Source organism: Agrobacterium sp. FDAARGOS_525 (assembly GCF_003938925.1).
GTDB lineage: Bacteria > Pseudomonadota > Alphaproteobacteria > Rhizobiales > Rhizobiaceae > Agrobacterium > Agrobacterium pusense.
Genome location: NZ_RKIU01000005.1, coordinates 113997 through 132774 on the forward strand (window position 1 = coordinate 113997; position 18778 = coordinate 132774).

An 18778-nucleotide genomic window follows, 5' to 3' on the forward strand; every position below is an offset into this window, starting at 1 on the left:
GAAGCCTGAAATCGATCGGCATGCAAAACCTTGCAACTCCGTGCGGGCCCCGTTTCGGCACCGTCCGTCCACGCAGGGAATATTGCAAACCAAGTTTTAACCATTGCCGTCAATTATAATATGGCGCGGCTTGTATAGCGTCCGCGCGTTCCCGTCGGAGACACTCGCATTTTCCGAAAGATTTTACTTTTGCTGATCGTCACCTTGTCTACAATATTCGCGGCCATGCTGATCGCAGTGATTGCAGCAGAGACAAATTGGATCGCGAGTTGGGACAGCAAAATAACGCTCGCCCCTGGCACAGCTTATAAGCTCTAACTGCGATCGCGACATTGCCGTCTCGCGAAGGTCGAATGCAGATGCTCGACTCAATCCTCACCCTGATTGTCATTTTTATCCCGTCTACGCGTTCTTCAAATGGGTTCATCATGACGCGCAAAATGCGGGCACATCCTCAAAATCGGACCAGGCCAGCCGCAGCCTGAAACGCTACCAATTTTCGCGCTGCCGCTCTCCTGTCGATGATGAAAAATTTCCCCGCGCCTGCATTTAAGATCCCGAAAGCCTCCGCTCGACCAGGCATGGTGCAGGACTGCCGTCATTGCCGGACGATCCAAGTTGGGCGCAAATCCTATGGCGTCTCGACCTCGCCGAACGAAGTGAACGACATGAGCGGAAGGTAGCTTGCTCTCAGGGGCGCACCCGCATGGCGCCGCTATCGGACATCCGTTTCTCTCCCTCCCAGCCCGTTCATTAGCGCGTTTATCAGAAGAAGCGGCTGCCAGTCTCCATCCATTGACCTCATGGAACCTCATTGCCGACGAATCGTTTTGTTATTGCGAGAGGGCCACGTCGCCATGTTTTCTCGGGGCCCAGGAAAACAAGGAGAAAAATCATGGTGAGCGGCCAACTGAAAGCATTGCTGGGTGTACTTGCGGTAGCAGGCTATCAGAACAGGGAGAAAATCGCGGATTTTCTGCGGGGGTTGAACACGCAGCAGACCTTAGGAGCTAACCGGGATGAAGAAGCGTCCTCCACCCAGGCAAGCGGTGGCGACCTACCCAGCAAGCTCGGTGGCGGCAGGGAGCCGGGCGGCATCGGATCTATTTTTGACGGGCTCACCTCAGGAGGGACTTTAAGCGGTGGTCTGAGTGACCTTCTCAAGACGTTCCAACAAAACGGCTTCGGGCAGAAGGCGGAGTCCTGGATCAAGCCGGGGGCAAACGACGACATCAATGCCGACGAACTCTCAGAGGCGATCGGGCCGGAGGTTCTCGATGAATTGGCCGCGAAGACACGTCTGTCACGTGAAGAGATACTGGCGCGTCTTAGCAAGGATTTACCGCAGGCTGTCGATGAACTGACGCCAGATGGACCATTCCATCCGACCAGCAGGTTCCGAAGACCTGATATAAATCCTTGCCGGATAGCGCTGACACGCTTTGTGCTGCTTGATCTGTTAAGAAAATGCTCGCCGCGTGAGGTCGGCATATAAGATGTTGCGGATGTTTTTTACTCTCTGGAGCAACAGGAAAATGGAGGCGGCAGGCCTCATTTGCGCTGATCAGGAAACATCGGTCAAAACGCCGCGGTTCTCATCGCGACAGTAAACGGGCTTGTCGCAAATTTTCGAGAAGGTCAAAGCCACCCCGTTATCGGCCGCATTTTTATGCTTTGTTAACCTTTTGAAGTCCGAAGAGGTGCGCAAGCAGATCGTTCTGAACGTTGACGGTCCAGCCGCCAGAGAAGCCGAAGCCCTTCCTGAGCCAGAGCATGGCTTCGAAGCCGGCGATTGTGCGGCGCGCCGTTTTGAAAGATTGGAAGCCGCCGATCTTTGGCATGTTCTTCTTCACACGGAAGTGGTCGCTCTCGATGCCTTGCTGCAGATGCTTGGTGACATAGTGCACAGGATCGGGATGCAGCAGTCCGTTGTCAACCGATGTCTTGATCGCGGATGGGAACGTATTGGCACCATCCGTGCCGATCTTTTCCGGCGAGAGCAAGGGCTCATCCTTGAGCATTTTGCGGAAGAAGCGCTTTGCGGCATCAAGATCGCGCCTTGCAGTCAACAGAAAATCGACCGGATTTCCGTTCTTGTCGATCGCCCGGTACAGATAACGCCATTTGCCACGGATATTGACGTAAGTCTCGTCGATCCGAATTGAGCCGCAATGAGGCCGACGAAACTGACGGAGCCGCTTCTCGATCAGCGGCGCATAGGCGAGAACCCAGCGGTTGATTGTACTATGGTCGACCTCGAAGCCGCGCTCGCGGAACATCTCCTCGAGATCTCTGTAGCTGAGCGGGTACCGCAGATACCATGTCACCGCCTGAACGATGAGCCATGCCTCGAAATGTCGCCCTTTGAAATCATCCTTAGACTGGCGCTTCAACTTTTCGGCAATGGCGTTCAGAATCATGGCTACGCTCCGCTACACGAGGAGCGGAATTTCCCCCGTCGTGGTCAACAGCGAATTAACCAAGAAAATTTGCGACAAGCCCACTTCCGGCGGCTATGCGACCAGCAGCCAGCCAGGACAACGCCGTCATTGCCTCCATCTTTGCGGACGAGTTTGTTGTAGGCACCATATCCGTCGACCTGCAGGATCCCGCGATAGCCGCTGAGATGCCTTGCAACGCATTCGGTCGCTCGGCTGTCCTCGAAGCGATAGGCCACCATCGGTGGACCGTTGCCTCCGAATGGCCGGTCATCCCTGGCATATGCCCATAGCCAAGCCGTCTTTGCAGACCCGGATCCGGGCGCAAGCGTCGGCAAGGTCGTTTCGTCGGCAAAAATCCGTTCGGCCTTCTTGATCTCGTTCAGAATATAATCAGCGAGGATGTCGAGCTCGAACCCCAGCTTGCCCATCCATTGGGCCATGACCTTGCGGTCGAGTTCGACCTTGTCACGCGCGTAGATCGCTTCCTGGCGATAGAGGGGGAGGCCATCGGCATATTTGGAGACTGCGATCTGGGCCAGGAGCGCTTCTGTTGGAATGCCACTTTCGACGATGTGTGGCGGGGCCGCGGCCTGGATGACGCCATCCTCATTCTTAAAAGCGTATTTGGGACGACGCGTGACGATGGCACGGAACTTGGCCGCAACAACGTCCAGTCGTTCGGAGACGTCTTCTCCGATCAGGATCTTCTGCTTACCTGCGTGTTCCGGCAACTCTTCCCGTTCGATCACCACCTCGATGCGTTCAAGATGCGGCGCGAAGCCCTTGCGTGGACGCGGTGCGCGTTTGCCATCCGGGTTCGCGCCACCTTTCGTGACCTGGGCTTTTATCGCCGCAATGCCGGTCTCGATCTCCTCGAAGACAAAGGCATGCTGCTCATCATCGACGGCGGCTGCTACTAGTTTTTCGGAGCGCCGGCCGAAGTGAGCCCGATCAAAGGCTTTGAGGATCTGGGTCAGCCGCTCGATGCGCTCATCGGCATCAGCATTCCGGGCCTCGAGGTCATCGACCTGTTTCTCCAAAGCTTCGACGCGCGATGCCTTTTCGGCCATCGCGAGGACCATGGCCTTGAGGGCCTCAAAATCATCCGGAAGCTCAATCTCGGGTCGCGTCATGGACCTGATCAGAGCATATTTCGCCGTGACCCGCCCGCAGTTTCAGGCCCCTGATTCATTTCGCCGCAGTGGTTTTACCCAACAAACTCGGGCGGCTTGACAGGCGTGAAGCGAACCCGCTTCCAGTCCATTCCGTCGACCAAGGCCAAGAGCTGGGCATGATTGAGCTGGACCCGGCTGTGTCCGATGCGCGGCCAGCAGAACTGCGCTTTCTCAAGCCGCTTGGCGTAAAGACAAACACCGGAGCCATCCCACTATACGATCTTGATCCGGTCTGCTCGTTTCGCCCGGAAGACATAGAGAGCTCCGTTGAACGGATCACTGTCAGCATCGCGCACCAACGACAGCAGGCTGTCTGGCCCCTTACGGAAGTCGATCGGATGGCTCGCAAGAAAGACTTTTACGTTCGACGGGATCATGCCGACCGCACCGCTTTGATTACACGACGGAGGTGTGCTTCATCGGCATCCACGCCCGCCCGGACAACGACGTCGCCGATAATGATCTCGATGGCCGAGTTGGCCGCGATTACAGATCCCATCTGGCTTTCTGCCAACTCCGATGGCTCCGGGGCGCTCTCGGTCACAAGTTCTCGCCGCCACCTATAGAGCTGCGAGGGAGTTATGCCGATCCGTCGTGCGATCGCCGAGATGTTCACTCCAGGTCGGCATGCCTCCTCAACGGCCTCAAGCTTGAACTCGTCGGACCAAAAACGGCGCAACTGCCGGGGAGCCCCCTCAAGTCGATCCGTTACGGCTTCAATCATATGGATCATTCTAGGGCTAGCCGCAGGCGTAGACATAGATCCTCACAATCAGAGAATATCACATGCCTGAAGCCATAGCCTGATGGTCATTATCCCTGCCAGATGGGGTTTGCTTGCCGCTTACTTTATCTGGGTATCTTCGACATTTCTATGTTTATCGGTTCCGCGTTGGCGGCATGGATGCGCTGCCATGCGGTCATTGGAGGTGGGCACTGTCTTTTTGTCCCATCCAGACACTGTCCGCATCGCAATTGACCTTGCTGATATGGCGATTGCCGGCGCGTTTCTCGTGGTGCCCTCTTTCACCGCGCTTCAGGCCTGGGCACATGAAGATCGCCGCGCCCGTGTCACCGGTGCAGCCAACGTCGTGCAGGCCGGTTTCATGACGGTCGGGGGAGCAACGGTTGCACTGCTTCAGTCGCTCGGCATCACCATTCCGACGCTCCTGTTCGCACTTGCCGTTCTGAATGCGGTCGCCGCGTGGCTCATGTTCCGCAATCTTCCGACCAATGCCTTCCGTGACTTCGTGTCGATCCTGTTCCGCGCCTTCCTGCGGCTGGAGGTCGACGGGCTGGAAAATATCCGGAAAGCCGGACGCGCCCCGATCCACGCGCTCAACCACGTCTCCTTCCTCGACGGTCCGCTCGCTCTGGCACTGACCGAGGAAGGCGCGTGTCGTTCGCCGTAGAGATGCTTCCGGTCGCCATCTCTCTTCTGCTTGCAACAGCCACCGTACTCGCGGCACTCTTTGCCATGACGCTTGGCCGTTTTCAGATACCTTTCATTGACGTTATTGCGGCGGTCTCGTTGCCGTCTTCGCGGGAGCCTCACTAGGTGTCTCAGGCGCCGTGTTCCAGTGAGTGTCGCGCCATCCGCTTGGCTCTCCCGACGTTATTGGTTTTACCACCGGTGCGGCGACGGGCGCATTGGCACAGATCGTGATTCTTGGCGGCGGACCGCTTGCGGTGGAATTGTCAGCAGTTCTTGGTGGGCTGGTGAGTGCAACCCTCGTCTACCTTCTGTCCGTCAAGCAGGGGGTTACGGGTGGCTACCGGCTGGGCACTGCTTGTCATTGCTATATCGGCATCGGAATGTTGGACTACGTAGAATATGCGTCTCGCCTATCATTGGCGGAATTTTATATCATTCCGATCTCCAATAGTCTCTCGAAAGAAGTCCACCCATGTCAATCGCGCATCAAGGTGTCGAGAAAGCTCCGACACCAGTGAAAGATGTCGTTGGTTCGCAATTTCTCTATCATCGCCTTCCAGCGTTCCACGCGAGCTTCGCGTGGCATCGAGAGCGCAACTTCAAGCGCCGAGGCCATGGAATCGAGATCAAATGGATTGACCAACAACGCGCTGTCGAGTTCACGAGCGGCGCCGGCAAAGCGCGAAAGGATCAAAACGCCCGGGTCTTCCGGTCTCTGCGCCGCAACATATTCCTTTGCTACCAGGTTCATGCCGTCGCGCAACGGCGTCACCAACCCGACCTTCGCAATGCGATAGAGCCCGGCCAGGGATTGGCGACCGAGAGACTGGTTTATATAGCGCACCGGTGACCAATCGACCATGCCGAGTTCTCCGTTCACTCGGCCAGCCAATTCGGCGACCGCTTTTTTCATGGCCGCATATTCGGGCACGTTCGAACGTGATGTTGGCGTGACCTGCAACAGAGTTGTGCGCCCCATGCGCATGGTATTCATCTGCAGAAAACGATGAAATGCGTCGATACGCTGAGTGATCCCTTTGGAATAATCCAGCCGATCGACGCCGATCACGAGATCGCTGCCACCAAGGCTTGCCTTTGTGCGCGCAACCAGAGGATCGTTCGTCGCGTCGCCTGCCACGCGCTCGAATTCCGCTGTATCAATGCCGATGGGAAAGGCACCGCAGCGGAACACTCTGCCATATGCGCGGCAAAGATCGTTGCCTAATAGCTCTCCAGCCCCCTCTCGACGCAGGCATTCGGCGAAATTGTCGAGATCGTATCGGGTGTGAAAGCCTACCAGATCATAAGACGAGAGCCCCCGCAGGATCACGTCGTAGACGGGCATGGCAAACAGGATGTCCGCCGGAGGCCAGGGAATATGAAGAAAAAAGCCGATCCTGTTGGCGCAACCGCGTATGCGCAATTCTTCCGCCAGCGGAATTAGGTGATAATCGTGAACCCAGATGATATCATCTGGTTCGATCAACGGCATAAGCAGGTCCGCGAAGAGCCGGTTAACTCGATAGTATCCTGACATCTCACTACGGGCGTATTCACTGAGGTCCAGCCGACAATGAAAGGTCGGCCACAAAACCCGATTGGCAAAGCCATTGTAGTATTCGGCTATATCTTTCTTCGTCAGATCCGTGAGCGCGTACTCAATGTTTCTGATCCGCTGTCTCGAAAGCGAGGGTGGATAAGTCTCCGCGCTCTGTTTGCCCGACCATCCCATCCAGAGACCATTATGTTTCTGCAGGGCTGAATGGAGCGCTATCGCAAGTCCACCTGGCGGAGGATTGCCGTTCTTGTCGGGTAGCGGGACCCGGTTTGAGACAACGATAAGCCGGCTCATCTCGAAGTTCCCTGACTGCAGAGCCTCGAGCAGGCAATAGAGCCCAGACGAGAACGCAAGTCGGCGGGAGAGTGCAGTACGGTATCGGCCGACGAAATACTTGGTTCACTGCCAACCCGGATTGCCGCGCCCCCCCCTTGTTTAGCTGCGACGAACATATCTTCGTCCGTAAGGTCATCACCAATTGCTATAGGCAGTCGGCCCGAAAACTCCGCGGTTTCCATGAAACTTTTGAGCGCATCGCCCTTATTTGCCTTTGCTGGCCGCAGTTCGATCACCATCTTGCCACGTTGGACGTCCCAATTATCACCGGCCACGCGCCGGGCCTCTTCCATTAACGCTTCTACCGCGTCTTGCGCTGCGGGAGCCAGGCGATAGTGGAGTGCCGCAGCGGCACCCTTATCCTCGAAAATCACCTTTTCCGGCTCTGGCCGCCGCAACCTGAGCAGCGCTTTTGCCTTATTGAAGGACTCTGATGACGCGGTCCCGTATCGGGTTCCATCCGCGAACCGCATCTCCGCGCCGTGAAGGCCGGCAACGGCAAAGCGTTGGGGGGCAAAAAGCGCGTCAACCGTCGCGATACTACGTCCGGTCACTAGCGCAAGTGATCCATCCAGATGTCGGGATAGCGAAGCAAGATCGCGGCCGAGATCACCGGGTACCGCAACTGCCCCCGGCGTCGGCGCGATATCTAGAAGCGTACCGTCGATGTCCAGAAACAGTGCGAAGCGCTCCGGCGAGGTCATGAGCCATTCAAGTGGATCGGGCCGCTTTTTGCAAACCTCACCCGTAGGATATGTCATGTGTGTCAAGCACATCTTTTTCGTCCTCTTCTGTGGCGCGAAAGATGTAAGCCGCATGGTGGCGCGTTCAATATCGCTCTGGCACTCCTTCTACTAGAATGCAAAAAAATTATACCGCCCCTCTTGAAGCGAGCCCTCCGCTCCCTAAATCTTCATCCGCTTCGCAAATTGCGAAGTGCTCATAACATTGTTGTCATTGATCGGAAGGAGCGTTTGCGAGCGTATCCGCCTGAGCCTTGTTGGCATGTTCTGAATGGCGGTGCGACAGTGCGGGCGCAACGGCCCTACTGGTAGCATGCAAAATCTCCCGAAGAAAATGGCTTAGGGTGGCCTCTAAGGTGCCCGGATCGAAGATCGCAAAAAACGGTCTTTGATGTTCATGTCCGAACTTCGCTTCTTAAGGAGGTTTTGATGAAAATCGCACAAATCGCACCCCTTGCCGAACGAGTCCCGCCAAAGCTCTATGGCGGAACGGAGCGCATCGTCTCCTATCTGACAGAAGAACTCGTTCGTCAGGGGCATGATGTCACGCTGTTTGCAAGCGGTGATTCCATTACATCCGCCAAGCTCGTGCGGTGTTCGAATTTGGCGCTAAGGCTTAACCCCGCCGTTCAAGACCCTATCCCCTATCACGTCATGATGCTGGAAGAAGTGCGCAAGCGCGCCGACGAGTTCGACGTCCTGCATTTTCATGTCGATCTTCTGCATTTCCCGCTGATCAGCCCATTCGCTGGCAAGACAGTCACCACGCTGCACGGACGGCTGGACTTGCCGGATCTCAAACCTTTCTACGCTTCTTTTCCGGACGTGCCGCTGGTCTCGATTTCCAACGATCAGCGCCGGCCCATGCCCCCGGTCAACTGGGCAGGTACTGTCTACCACGGGCTGACCTCGGACGTCTTGCCGTTCACCCAAAAGCCGGAGGGCGACTACCTCGCTTTCCTAGGACGCATTTCCCCAGAGAAACGCCCGGACCGGGCGATCGAGATCGCCGCGCGCACCGGCATGAAGCTGAAGATTGCTGCTAAAGTTGATAAGGCCGATGAGGCCTACTGGCAAAACGAAATCGCGCCCATGATCGAAAAGCACAAGAATGTCGAATATATCGGCGAGATCAATGAGACGCAGAAAGCCGACTTTCTCGGAAATGCGCAAGCACTTCTGTTCCCGATAGACTGGCCCGAGCCTTTCGGTCTCGTCATGATCGAGGCCATGGCCTGCGGTACGCCTGTCATTGCGTTCGAATGCGGCTCGGTACCCGAAGTCATTGACGACAATGTATCCGGCTTTATCGTCAACGATATTGATGAAGCCGTGGATGCCGTCGGCAAACTCGATCAGCTCGACCGCAAAACTGTCCGCAACACGTTCGACAAGCGTTTCACTGCAAGGAGGATGGCCAATGCCTATGTCGACATCTACCGCTCACTCGTTAACAAATACAACAACGTCGGACAAATGCCGCTTCATGCTGCCAATGGAAATGCTGCGACCTTTGCCATCGGCGACACAGCCTGACCCTCGTCTTATATCGGATTTTCAGCCAGGGATTCCGCGTTCACATTGACCGACAAAAGGGGCCGGCATACGCCGGCTCCGACGCCATGCCGACGAGCGGCGTTCCCGATGCCGCGATCCGCTATGAACGCGGTTCGCGAACACTGAAATACATTGACACATTCGCAGTGTTTGACAATAATGGTGATGCAGTTTCGTGGCTAGGCAACCCGGAGCGGATGTCCATCGGGTTACGAGCCACCTGTCCTATCGCAGCCTGACGATCAACCGACTCAATCCGTTACTGCGGTCCTCGACATTACGTGACAACAACGCCTCGCTAATTTACTATCTTACCAGTCCTGACATTGTCGTTGAGCCTGATGGCGACACGCTCCGCGCCATACGCGGGCAATCGGCCCGGCCTGAGGTGGAGGCTGATCGCGTCTGCTTTTCCTACCTCGGTCTCGTTGAGCGAACACTTGCAAAGAGTCGGCGTTTCGAGCCCGACCATTCGTCAATTGCGCGAGATCATTCCCGTTATCAGTACCCTGGGCCATGTGAAGCCATTTCGCTCTTCACCGAGATTATTTGTGACGAGAGCAGTGAAGAGAGACGCCACCCTGAAAGGCATTTGTCTCCGCACTGCGTCGGGTGCGTAGAGCACTGCGACGCTCGTCGGCTTATGCCGCCTCGGTGGTGACCTCCAACGAAATTTTCTATGAAGCCGTCCGCCGCAGCGTGGCGGACCTCTATTTGGTCATCACCGACAGGCCCGAAGGGTCTCATAGCCCTATGGCGGCATGCCCTAGGTTCAGCACAATCTTTGGTCGCGATGCGCTGATAACCGCCCTCGAGACACTTTGGCTCCACCCCGCAATCGTCCGAGGCGTCCTAAAGCCTCTCGCCCCCAAGCAGGCGGTTGATTTTAATACAGAAGCCGACGCCGAACCAGGCAAGATCCTCCACGACACGCTTCGGCGAGATGGCAGAACTAGGTGAAGTTCCCTTCCGTCGCTATTACGGCAGCATTGATTCGATATCGCTTTTTGTCATGGGCGGGCGCCTACCTGCAAAGCGCAGGTGACCGCGAAACCTTGCGTGGCCTACGGCCCCATATATCCGCTGCGCTGAACTGGATTACCCCGTTTGGAGACCGGGACAGTGACGTATTCGGTGAATATGGTGTTCGCACCGGGAAGGCCAATCAGGATTGGGGGACAGCCACGGCTTCGTGTTCCCTAAGGACGCAGGCGTGCGACGCGACCGATCGGTCTGACGGAGGTGCGGGACAATGTATATGGCGCTTGGCGGGCGGCCGCGATCATTGCCCGCCAGTTGGATAAGGACGATAACGCCTTGAGTTCCGACCGAATGGCCGAGACCTTGCGTATTTCCTTCGACAAAGCTTTCTTTGACGAAGAACTACAAACCTATATCCTGGCTCTCTGGGGCCAGCAAAATTCTTGCCGCGTCCGATCGTCTAATGCCGGTCATGCGCTATTCACGGGGATTGCTTTTCCGGCACGCGCCGAGAATGTCGTCCGACCCAGATATGATTTCGCTGTTCCGTCGATATCCTCCTTCGAACACAACATAAGTTGAGTTCCGATACTTATGACGAACGCCCCGACTAACAAATCGTAAAACAGCCTGTCTTCCACGAATTGGCGGCGAGCGTCCGCCCTCGGCGATCATCATGAAACGCCACAAAGCAGACGGCCGCCAGATCCTGAAACAGCAGACATCGATCACGACCTTTCCCTGAAGCGTTCCAAGCGCACCGCTGCCAGCTTCTATAGACAGTTGCCCCGATCCACGCCGTTGGGTCGGACGCGGGGAAGGACTCAGTGCTCGCTTCACTGCCGGATCTGTAGCGTTCGCGAGCTCCGCAGCGAGATCCCGAACGCTGGCGGCGCCGATGCGTCGGTGAAGCCGGTGCCCGGAACTCGATCGGTGGCCAGTCACTATGCGGTGGGCGCCAAGAGCATCCATCGGTACCGTTGCTGTTTGGCACTTTCTCCCACTAGAATTTCCGGTGGCACGAGCCGACGTTTGACCGGCTCTGTGTGCACTATAAACTGCCAGCCGTTTTGCTCCGCGAGGGCACTGTCGAGATCAGGGATGTCAAGCGGATGGGACTATAGGGCTGGTCGGTTGCGGCCCAGCCCATAAGAATCTCGATGGCCGGCGCTCGAGCCGAGTCAAACCCGAGTATCCAGTATTGCCCCCGGCTAACTGGAGGTGTGGGACGAGCGACCTGGCCTGTAGATTAATGCGGTCAACAGGTTGGAAAGTGTCAGGGCAGTTCCGAGGATTTTCGGTCGAAACGGGGCGCTGTTGTGTCCTTTCATAATGGTTTCACCTCTTTCGGGTTGAAGCACCGGCGGCGTCAACGCCGCCGGTGCGAGAGCGATCATTCGGCGGCAGGCTCAACCTCTTTGCCATCGCGATCGCCGGGCTTGTCGGGGGCTCCGGTCTCTCCTGCGCTCTCCAGCTTTTCGAACACGATCTTCCGATCATCCACGATCCAGCTGACGCGTACCTTGTCGCCGTCCTCGATCCGGCCCGAAAGCATCTCGCGGGCGAGCTCGGTTTCAAGTTGCGACCGGATTAGCCGTCGCAATTCGCGGGCTCCGAATTCCGGTCGGAAGCCCACCGCTCCGAAATGCTCCGCAACGCTTTTATCGTAGTCGAGTTCGACCCCTTGGGTCATCGCCGTGCGAGCGACACGGGCCAGTTGCAGCTCGACGATCTGCCGAATTTCCGACTGATTCAGCGAATGGAAGACGATGATCTCGTCGATTCGGTTAATGAACTCGGGTCGGAAATGAACGCGCAGAACGTCCATCAGTTCGGCCTTTTGGCCAGCCTCGTCGAACTCCTTGGTTCCGCGCTTACGTAGGTTGCGCTGGATGATGTCAGAGCCGAGGTTAGACGTGGCAATAATGATGGTGTTGGTGAAATCCACCACGCGACCCTTGCCATCGGTCAGGCGGCCTTCATCGAATACCTGGAGCAAAATGTTATAGACATCCGAATGCGCCTTCTCGATCTCGTCGAGCAGCACGACAGAATATGGTCGACGCCGGACCCGTTCCGTCAACTGCCCGCCCTCGTCGTAGCCGACATAGCCCGGCGGGGCGCCAATCAGCCGCGCGACCGCGTGACGTTCGCCATATTCGGACATGTCGATGCGGATCATTGAGTCCTGATCACCGAAGATCGTCTCGGCCAAGGTCTTGGCTAACTCGGTCTTGCCTACGCCGGTCGGGCCGAGGAACAGGAAGGTTGCGGTCGGGCCGGAGCCCTCGCGCAGTCCGGCGCGCGCCAGTCGCACGGCATCGGCAACGGCATGAATGGCCTCTTCCTGGCCGATTACACGCTGATGCAACTTGTCCTCTAGATTCAGGAGTTTTTCGCGCTCTTCCGTGGTCAGTTCACTCACAGGCACGCCGGTCAATTTAGAGACGATCTGCGCCACGTGGTCGGCGCGCACCTCGGCCGTGGCAGAGGCCCGGTCTCGCTTCCAGGTCGCCGTCAATTCGTCGAGTTCGGCCTGTTTCGCCTCCAGTTCCTTCTTTAACTCTCCAGCGCGATCGAATTGTTTGCGACCGGCGGCGTAGTCCTGTTCGCGCCTGATCTGAGCGACCTCAGCTTCCAGTTCCTGCACGTCGACGGGTCGCGCGGTGGCGCTGATCTTCACCCGGGCGGCGGCCTGGTCTATCAGGTCGATGGCCTTGTCGGGCATGAAACGGCCGGTGACGTAGCGGTCGGAAAGCTCGGCTGCTGCGACGATGGCCTCGTCGGTAATCGTCACCTTGTGGTGGCTTTCCAGCGTGTCGCGAAGGCCGCGCAGAATCATGATCGTCTGTGCCACCGTCGGCTCGTCCACATATACCGGCTGGAAGCGGCGCTCCAGCGCGGCGTCCTTCTCGATATACTTCTGGTACTCGTTCAACGTGGTCGCACCGATCAGATTCAACTCGCCACGAGCCAGTGCCGGCTTGAACGTATTGGCGATGTCCAGCCCACCTTCGCCGCCGCCCTGCCCAGCTCCGACGATGGTGTGGATCTCGTCAATGAACAGGATCATGTCGGCCTTGTTGGCCTCGATCTCTTTCAGGATCTTCTGGACTCGCTCCTCGAACTCGCCGCGATACTTGGACCCGGCGACCATCGAGTTGATATTGAGCTCGACCAGCCGCTTGTCGCGTAGCGCCTCGGGCACTTCCCCCGCCACGATGCGCTGCGCCAGTCCCTCGATGATTGCAGTCTTGCCGACGCCGGGTTCGCCGATCAGAACCGGATTGTTCTTCTTGCGACGCGCCAGAACCTCGATCGTCGTCTCGATCTCTCGCGCCCGACCGATCACCGGGTCAAGCTTGCCCTCGCGCGCCAACTTCGTCAGATCGCGGCTATATTCATCGAGATCGGGAGTGCTCGACGGGGTCTCGACGCGGCCTTCCTCGGCCCCCTGACCGACGGCCTTCGTCACCTGTTGGCGTAGCGCCTGCGGCGTAAGGCCCAGCCGGTTCAGGATGCTCGACGCCACGCCCTCACCCTCCTCGGCAAGGCCGATCAGCAGGTGTTCGGGGCCGACATAGGAATGGCCCAACTCGTTTGAGGCTATGAAAGCGCGGTTCAGCGCATCTTTGACCCGCGGGCTGACCCCGATCTCGCGATCCTCGTGAGCGACGTCGCCCTTCTTCGCCTCGCGCTCGATTTGGCGGCGTAGATCGTCGACGTCGATCTTGACCTGCCCCAACACCGTGCGGACAACGTCGGAGCCGGTCAGCGCCAGCAGAAGGTGTTCCGTATCGACCTCGTTGCGGCCGAATTCGTGCGCTTTCTGGCCCGCCTGTTGCAAAAGCTTGTTAGCCTGTTCGCTCAAGCGGTCGGCAATATTGATGCCGCCGCGCCGCGCGCCGCGTCCCACCTGGCGGATCGGGACGGCTTGCCCCTGATCCTCGCCCAAGCGGTCGAAAAGGCCACCGCTATCGCCGAAGAATTCATCGAAGAGCGAGCGCCCACTGAATAGGGATTCCAACGGCGATGCGCTGCGGCCCTGCCGTCGGGCGATCCTGCGGTAGTCCTCGTCGCAAAGCTCCATCACCTTGCGTTCACCGTTTGCAGAGACCTGCGCACGAAAGCTGGCAGGTCGGGATTTGCAGATATCACAGATACCATTTGCCATTTTCTACCTCCGTCAGGTTCCCAGTCGAACAATCCGGGCTGGAACTATGTTTTCAGGCCGCTTCTCCCTTCTTAGCGCGGACCTGTTCTGCGATGGCCCGAAGGTCGGGCTCGTTCAGCGTCTCGCGGTCGAGCAGATCGCGCGACGTTTCCTCCAGCAGCGCCCGGTTCGCCTCAAGAAGCGCGACCGTACGCGCGAAGATGTCATCGATGATTGCCTTGACAGCTACATCTATCTGCTCGGCCGTTGCCTCGCTGTGGCGGCGGTTGAGCCAGGCGGATTGATCACCCATGCCAAGGAAGCCGGGCCGCTCGTTGTCGTAGCTGACATGGCCCAGATCGGGGTCCATGCCGTAACGCGCGACCATGGCACGGGCAATGTCGGTCGCCTTCACCAGGTCATCCGCGGCACCAGTCGAGAGGTGATCGTAGATGACCTTCTCGGCCGCGCGCCCGCCCAGAAGAACGGCAATCTTATTTTCCAGCTCCTCGCGGGTCATCAGAAAGCGGTCTTCAGTCGGGCGCTGGATGGTATAACCGAGCGCGCCGATCCCGCGGGGGATGATCGAGACCTTGTGCACGGGATCGCTCCCGATGAGCGCCATTGCGACCAGCGCATGCCCCATTTCATGATGCGCGACGATTTCCCGTTCGCGTGTGTTCAGCACACGGTTGCGTTTTTCCAGACCCGCCACGATCCGCTCCACCGCGTTGTTGAAATCGTCCATGGTCACGGCATCAGCCTTGCGGCGTGTAGCCAGAAGTGCAGCCTCATTGACTAGGTTGGCCAGATCCGCGCCTGAAAACCCAGGCGTCAGCGCAGCCAACTTCTCGGCGGCCACATCGGGGGCGAGCGTCACCTTCTTCATGTGCACGCCAAGGATTTGGATGCGGCCCTTCTTGTCGGGCTTGTCCACCAGCACCTGCCGGTCGAAGCGGCCCGCACGCAGCAGCGCGGGGTCCAGGATTTCCGGCCGGTTGGTGGCCGCCAGCAGCACGATCCCCGACGACGGGTCGAACCCGTCCAGCTCAGTGAGAAGCTGGTTCAACGTTTGCTCGCGCTCGTCATGCCCGCCGGCCATCTGACCGGAGGCGCGGGCGCGGCCGAGCGCGTCGAGTTCGTCGATAAAGATGATCGCCGGTGCGTTCTTGCGGGCTTGTTCAAATAAGTCGCGTACCCGGGCGGCACCGACGCCCACGAACATTTCGACAAATTCCGAGCCAGAGATGGAAAAAAAGGTTACGCCCGCTTCACCTGCTACGGCCCGCGCCAGAAGCGTCTTACCGGTGCCGGGCGGGCCGACAAGCAGGATGCCCTTCGGGATGCGCGCACCGAGCTTCCCGTACTCTTCAGGCGCCTTCAGAAAGTCGACCACTTCCTCCAGCTCGGCCTTGGCTTCGTCGACGCCGGCCACATCGGCAAAACTGACGCCGGTTTCCTTCTCCATATACACCTTGGCCTTGCTCTTGCCGACCTGCAGGAAACCGCCAAAGCCCTGCTTGTCGGCAAAGCGACGAAACAGCAGCATCCAGACCGCGAAAAACACCAGTGCGGGGGCCACCCAGGAGATCAGCGTGCCCAGCAAGGTATTCTGTGGCACACCGGTTATCTCCACTCCCGATTTGTCAATACGATCAAGAATCTGGGGATCAACGATGGTCGTGACGAACTGGCTCTTTCCGTCCACAGGTGCAGTAAACCTGCCGGCGATTGTGTCCTGGCCGACAGCGACTGACGCGACTTTGCCCTGTTCCAGATAGCTTTCGAACTGGCTATAGCTGATTGGCGCGACAGAGTGCCAATCAGCTATAACGGCTTGAAAGAAAAGCACTGCCACGAAAGCCACGACCCAGTACCAGATGTTGTATTGAGTTCTTTTCTCCATCCTTTTCCCTCCTCGGCGCCGCCTCACAGAGATGTTGTTGATTTATCGCGAGTTGCAAGATTGGTATTGCCTGATCCGAGTTCAAGAGGGCTCAGAAATGAAGAACGAGACTAGCAAAGTCGCCCAAAATTCTTACATCTTGAGGCGTGTCACTTCCCGTTAGCCGCGAGTGAAATTTGTAGCCGTTATGACTGCGACGCCACGCCATCAATTCCTGAACCTGCTCCAATCCATCCTGCTTTTGGCGGGTATGGCGGTCATCGCCTGGTTCATCGTTTCAGCGATTGCTGGAGAGGGCTTGGCGATTGCGATCGTCATCGTATCCTTGCTGGGACTGCTGATGGCACCCGGCATCCCGAAACGCCTGTTACTGAACGCCTATGGTGCACGCAGGCTCAGCGGGCGGGAGTTTCCGCACGGAATCGCTATACTGGCTGAACTTGCACGCCGCGCCGGACTGCCGCGTGTGCCGGAACTCTACTACATTCCGAGCCAGATGCCGAACGCCTTCGCTGTGGGCTCTCCGGATGAAAGCGCCGTCTGCGTCAGTGATGGTCTTTTGCGATTGATGGACCACCGCGAACTCGCCGGTGTCCTGGCGCACGAAATTGCTCACATTGCGAACCGCGATCTCTGGATCATGGGTTTGGCCGATGCGATGTCGCGCGCGGTGTCGCTCGCGTCCTGGGTTGGGCAACTAATCCTGCTGCTGAATTTGCCACTCATCCTGGCCGGTGCTGCTTATGTGCCTTGGCAGGTACCGCTCGTGCTGATGTTTTCACCCACCATTATGGCCCTTCTTCAGCTCGCACTGTCGCGGGCTCGAGAGTACGATGCAGATCGGGGCGGGGCTGAACTGACCGGCGATCCCGATGGCCTGGCTTCAGCCCTGCTCAAGCTTGAACGCCGCGTTGGGCGCGCCTGGGAAGAGATGTTCCTTCCTGGACGCCGCATCCCCGAACCTTCGCTACTGCGAACTCACCCGCCCACTGCGGATCGAGTCCGGCGGCTACGCTCACTTTCCGGCCCGCGCCGACCGATCTCACCGCCCGGTCCACTGAACGCACCGCGGGATGTGCGTGTCTCCACGCCGCGGTTCGGGCCCTGGGGCGTTTATCGATGAGAACATTTTTTGAATCGAGGTATTGATGTTTCGAATGACCGACAATTTATCCGCAGCGAAACGTCTAGTTGGGGTTTCTCGGACACGCGATAGGTTCAGCTGATACAGCCGACCGCCTGACGTTCACCCGACGGCAACGCAAGGCAGACTTAGGCGCTCCAGAACGCTTCCGAGATGGGGAACCTTGAAGCATGTCCGTTCTCCACAGGCGTTCAGTGGCGTGGCGACAACGCCACGCCGACGAAGGCGATACATACTCTATCCCACCTACACACATCGCAGCGATCGGTTTGCGCCGATGTGCTCGAAAGTGCGATGTTGACAGGAGCACTCCAGCTCGCGTGACGCAACCCGTTTTTCCGGCCGTGAATGTTCGGCAGGACTGCGAGGAAATCGCAATCACTGCAGTACTTCTCTGGCGTCAACCAGGCTAACATCTGTATTTCGGCGAAGGAGAATGTCCTGACGCTCTCCTTTGAGTGCAAGGCTGTTGGTTTCCGCGCGGAACTGACCCGGCGTTGGAGTGAAGCCTTCGGGCTGGACCAGCGAGGCGCTTCAAACTAAGCCGCCTGCTGGGCGAGTTGGGTTTCAAATTCTGCTGGCGACATGTAGCCAAGGGCCGAGTGCAGCCGCTTGGCATTGTAGATCTCCTCAACGAATCTGGGCAAGCGTTCTGTCACATCTGCGAATGTTTCGTAGCCGGCGATGTAGACGTCCTCGACTTTCAGGGTCTTCCTGAAGCCCTCTGCCTGAGCATTGTGATAAGGGTTGCCGACGGCGCTCATGGAACCCTGCAGACCGGCGGCATCGAGCGCTCGTCGATAGGTCCCACTCGCGTATTGGGCATCCGCGGTCCGTGTGGTGGATGCAGCCGGGTGGAGGCTTTCTGTTCTCAAGGGCCGAACGAGACGCTGCCAATGCCAGCGGCGTATCCGGGCGTTTTGACAGGCCATAGCCGACGACTTTCCGGCTGCAAGCGTCGAGAATGAAGGCGAGATAGCAATAGCCGACTACTATGCGGATGTATGTGAAGTCGGCCACTCAGACCATGTCAGGCCGTGACGGGATACCCCCACCACCGGAGCGGTCGCGCCATAAGCGAGATCCTGAAACGCGGCGAATCCACCGATCGCTGTGCCGCGCAGTTGCGGCGGCACCCGTTTCACGACCTCGGTGCTGATGGCCGGAAATACCATTGAACAGCCAAGACCGGTCAGCAATGCGCCTGCAAGCGCCGCGTAAGGTCCCGGCGCGAGCCAAAGAAGATATTGTCCGTACGCTTCGATCGCCAGCGAGACAAGTGCGACGCGTGTGCCGCCGATGCGATCCGCCAGATGATCGGGATCAAGAAATGCACCGAGGCTCTAAGA

Annotated in this window: 13 protein-coding genes and 5 pseudogenes; 6 read left to right on the top strand and 12 right to left on the bottom strand. The window is 58.0% G+C overall.

The features are described 5' to 3' along the window. Positions 1–895 precede the first annotated feature (895 nt). On the top strand, positions 896–1495 hold the full coding sequence (locus EGT36_RS27425) for a YidB family protein (RefSeq protein WP_125271517.1): 600 nt from the start codon (positions 896–898) through the stop codon (positions 1493–1495). Between the two features lie 172 nt (positions 1496–1667). Here EGT36_RS27425 and EGT36_RS27430 read toward each other — a convergent pair whose 3' ends face one another. The 5 genes and pseudogenes from EGT36_RS27430 to EGT36_RS31410 all read right to left on the bottom strand — a co-directional run bounded on the left by EGT36_RS27430 (position 1668) and on the right by EGT36_RS31410 (position 4376). Next, on the bottom strand, positions 1668–2420 hold the full coding sequence (locus EGT36_RS27430) for an IS6 family transposase (protein ID WP_125271518.1): 753 nt from the start codon (positions 2418–2420) through the stop codon (positions 1668–1670). 80 nt (positions 2421–2500) lie between these two features. Then, positions 2501–3574 (bottom strand): annotated as a pseudogene (gene tnpC, locus EGT36_RS27435) (IS66 family transposase); the annotation flags it as partial. Positions 3575–3648: 74 nt separating this feature from the next. Further along, a pseudogene (locus tag EGT36_RS31560) lies at positions 3649–3768 on the bottom strand (hypothetical protein); the annotation flags it as partial. Between the two features lie 60 nt (positions 3769–3828). Next, on the bottom strand, positions 3829–3993 hold the full coding sequence (gene tnpB, locus EGT36_RS31565; protein ID WP_125271519.1) for an IS66 family insertion sequence element accessory protein TnpB: 165 nt from the start codon (positions 3991–3993) through the stop codon (positions 3829–3831). Continuing rightward, positions 3990–4376, bottom strand: coding sequence for a transposase (locus tag EGT36_RS31410; protein WP_125271520.1), 387 nt, complete (start codon positions 4374–4376; stop codon positions 3990–3992). Before EGT36_RS31410 ends, tnpB begins: the two co-directional genes overlap by 4 nt. Positions 4377–4575: 199 nt before the next feature. On the opposite strand from EGT36_RS31410, the pseudogene EGT36_RS27455 reads away from it, so the two are divergent. Together EGT36_RS27455 and EGT36_RS31415 are read left to right on the top strand one after the other, a co-directional pair. Further along, positions 4576–5007 (top strand): annotated as a pseudogene (locus tag EGT36_RS27455) (acyl-[ACP]--phospholipid O-acyltransferase); the annotation flags it as partial. Between the two features lie 193 nt (positions 5008–5200). Continuing rightward, complete coding sequence (locus EGT36_RS31415; RefSeq protein ID WP_210211242.1) at positions 5201–5569, top strand: iron chelate uptake ABC transporter family permease subunit; 369 nt, start codon at positions 5201–5203, stop codon at positions 5567–5569. Here EGT36_RS31415 and otsA read toward each other — a convergent pair. Together otsA and otsB are read right to left on the bottom strand one after the other, a co-directional pair. After that, complete coding sequence (gene otsA / locus EGT36_RS27465; protein ID WP_125271522.1) at positions 5527–6903, bottom strand: alpha,alpha-trehalose-phosphate synthase (UDP-forming); 1377 nt, start codon at positions 6901–6903, stop codon at positions 5527–5529. The genes EGT36_RS31415 and otsA overlap by 43 nt on opposite strands. Beyond that, complete coding sequence (gene otsB / locus EGT36_RS27470) at positions 6900–7649, bottom strand: trehalose-phosphatase (RefSeq protein WP_286084355.1); 750 nt, start codon at positions 7647–7649, stop codon at positions 6900–6902. The genes otsA and otsB overlap by 4 nt, the downstream gene beginning before the upstream one ends. A 468-nt stretch (positions 7650–8117) precedes the next feature. Here otsB and EGT36_RS27475 point away from each other — a divergent pair, with 468 nt between their 5' ends. Both EGT36_RS27475 and EGT36_RS31570 read left to right on the top strand, forming a co-directional pair. Beyond that, complete coding sequence (locus tag EGT36_RS27475; protein WP_125271523.1) at positions 8118–9224, top strand: glycosyltransferase family 4 protein; 1107 nt, start codon at positions 8118–8120, stop codon at positions 9222–9224. A gap of 852 nt (positions 9225–10076) precedes the next feature. Continuing rightward, a pseudogene (locus tag EGT36_RS31570) lies at positions 10077–10748 on the top strand (hypothetical protein); the annotation flags it as partial. Positions 10749–11619: 871 nt separating this feature from the next. Here the strand turns inward: EGT36_RS31570 and EGT36_RS27480 are convergent. Both EGT36_RS27480 and ftsH read right to left on the bottom strand, forming a co-directional pair. Further along, on the bottom strand, positions 11620–14400 hold the full coding sequence (locus EGT36_RS27480) for an ATP-dependent Clp protease ATP-binding subunit (protein WP_125271524.1): 2781 nt from the start codon (positions 14398–14400) through the stop codon (positions 11620–11622). A gap of 52 nt (positions 14401–14452) precedes the next feature. Beyond that, positions 14453–16285, bottom strand: coding sequence for an ATP-dependent zinc metalloprotease FtsH (ftsH, locus tag EGT36_RS27485; RefSeq protein ID WP_125271525.1), 1833 nt, complete (start codon positions 16283–16285; stop codon positions 14453–14455). A 187-nt stretch (positions 16286–16472) separates the two neighbouring features. Between ftsH and EGT36_RS27490 the strand changes: the two genes are divergently transcribed. Continuing rightward, complete coding sequence (locus EGT36_RS27490) at positions 16473–17408, top strand: zinc metalloprotease HtpX (RefSeq protein WP_125271526.1); 936 nt, start codon at positions 16473–16475, stop codon at positions 17406–17408. A 560-nt stretch (positions 17409–17968) separates the two neighbouring features. On the opposite strand, the gene EGT36_RS30685 is transcribed toward EGT36_RS27490, so the two are convergent. The 3 genes and pseudogenes from EGT36_RS30685 to EGT36_RS27505 all read right to left on the bottom strand — a co-directional run bounded on the left by EGT36_RS30685 (position 17969) and on the right by EGT36_RS27505 (position 18742). Continuing rightward, entirely contained in the window at positions 17969–18304 is a 336-nt protein-coding gene (locus EGT36_RS30685; protein WP_353505587.1) for an integrase core domain-containing protein, read from the bottom strand. Then, positions 18264–18449: pseudogene (locus EGT36_RS31420) on the bottom strand (DDE-type integrase/transposase/recombinase); the annotation flags it as partial. The pseudogene EGT36_RS31420 and the gene EGT36_RS30685, both read right to left, overlap by 41 nt. Next, entirely contained in the window at positions 18422–18742 is a 321-nt protein-coding gene (locus tag EGT36_RS27505) for an MFS transporter (protein WP_353505588.1), read from the bottom strand. The pseudogene EGT36_RS31420 and the gene EGT36_RS27505, both read right to left, overlap by 28 nt. Between the last annotated feature and the right edge of the window lie 36 nt (positions 18743–18778).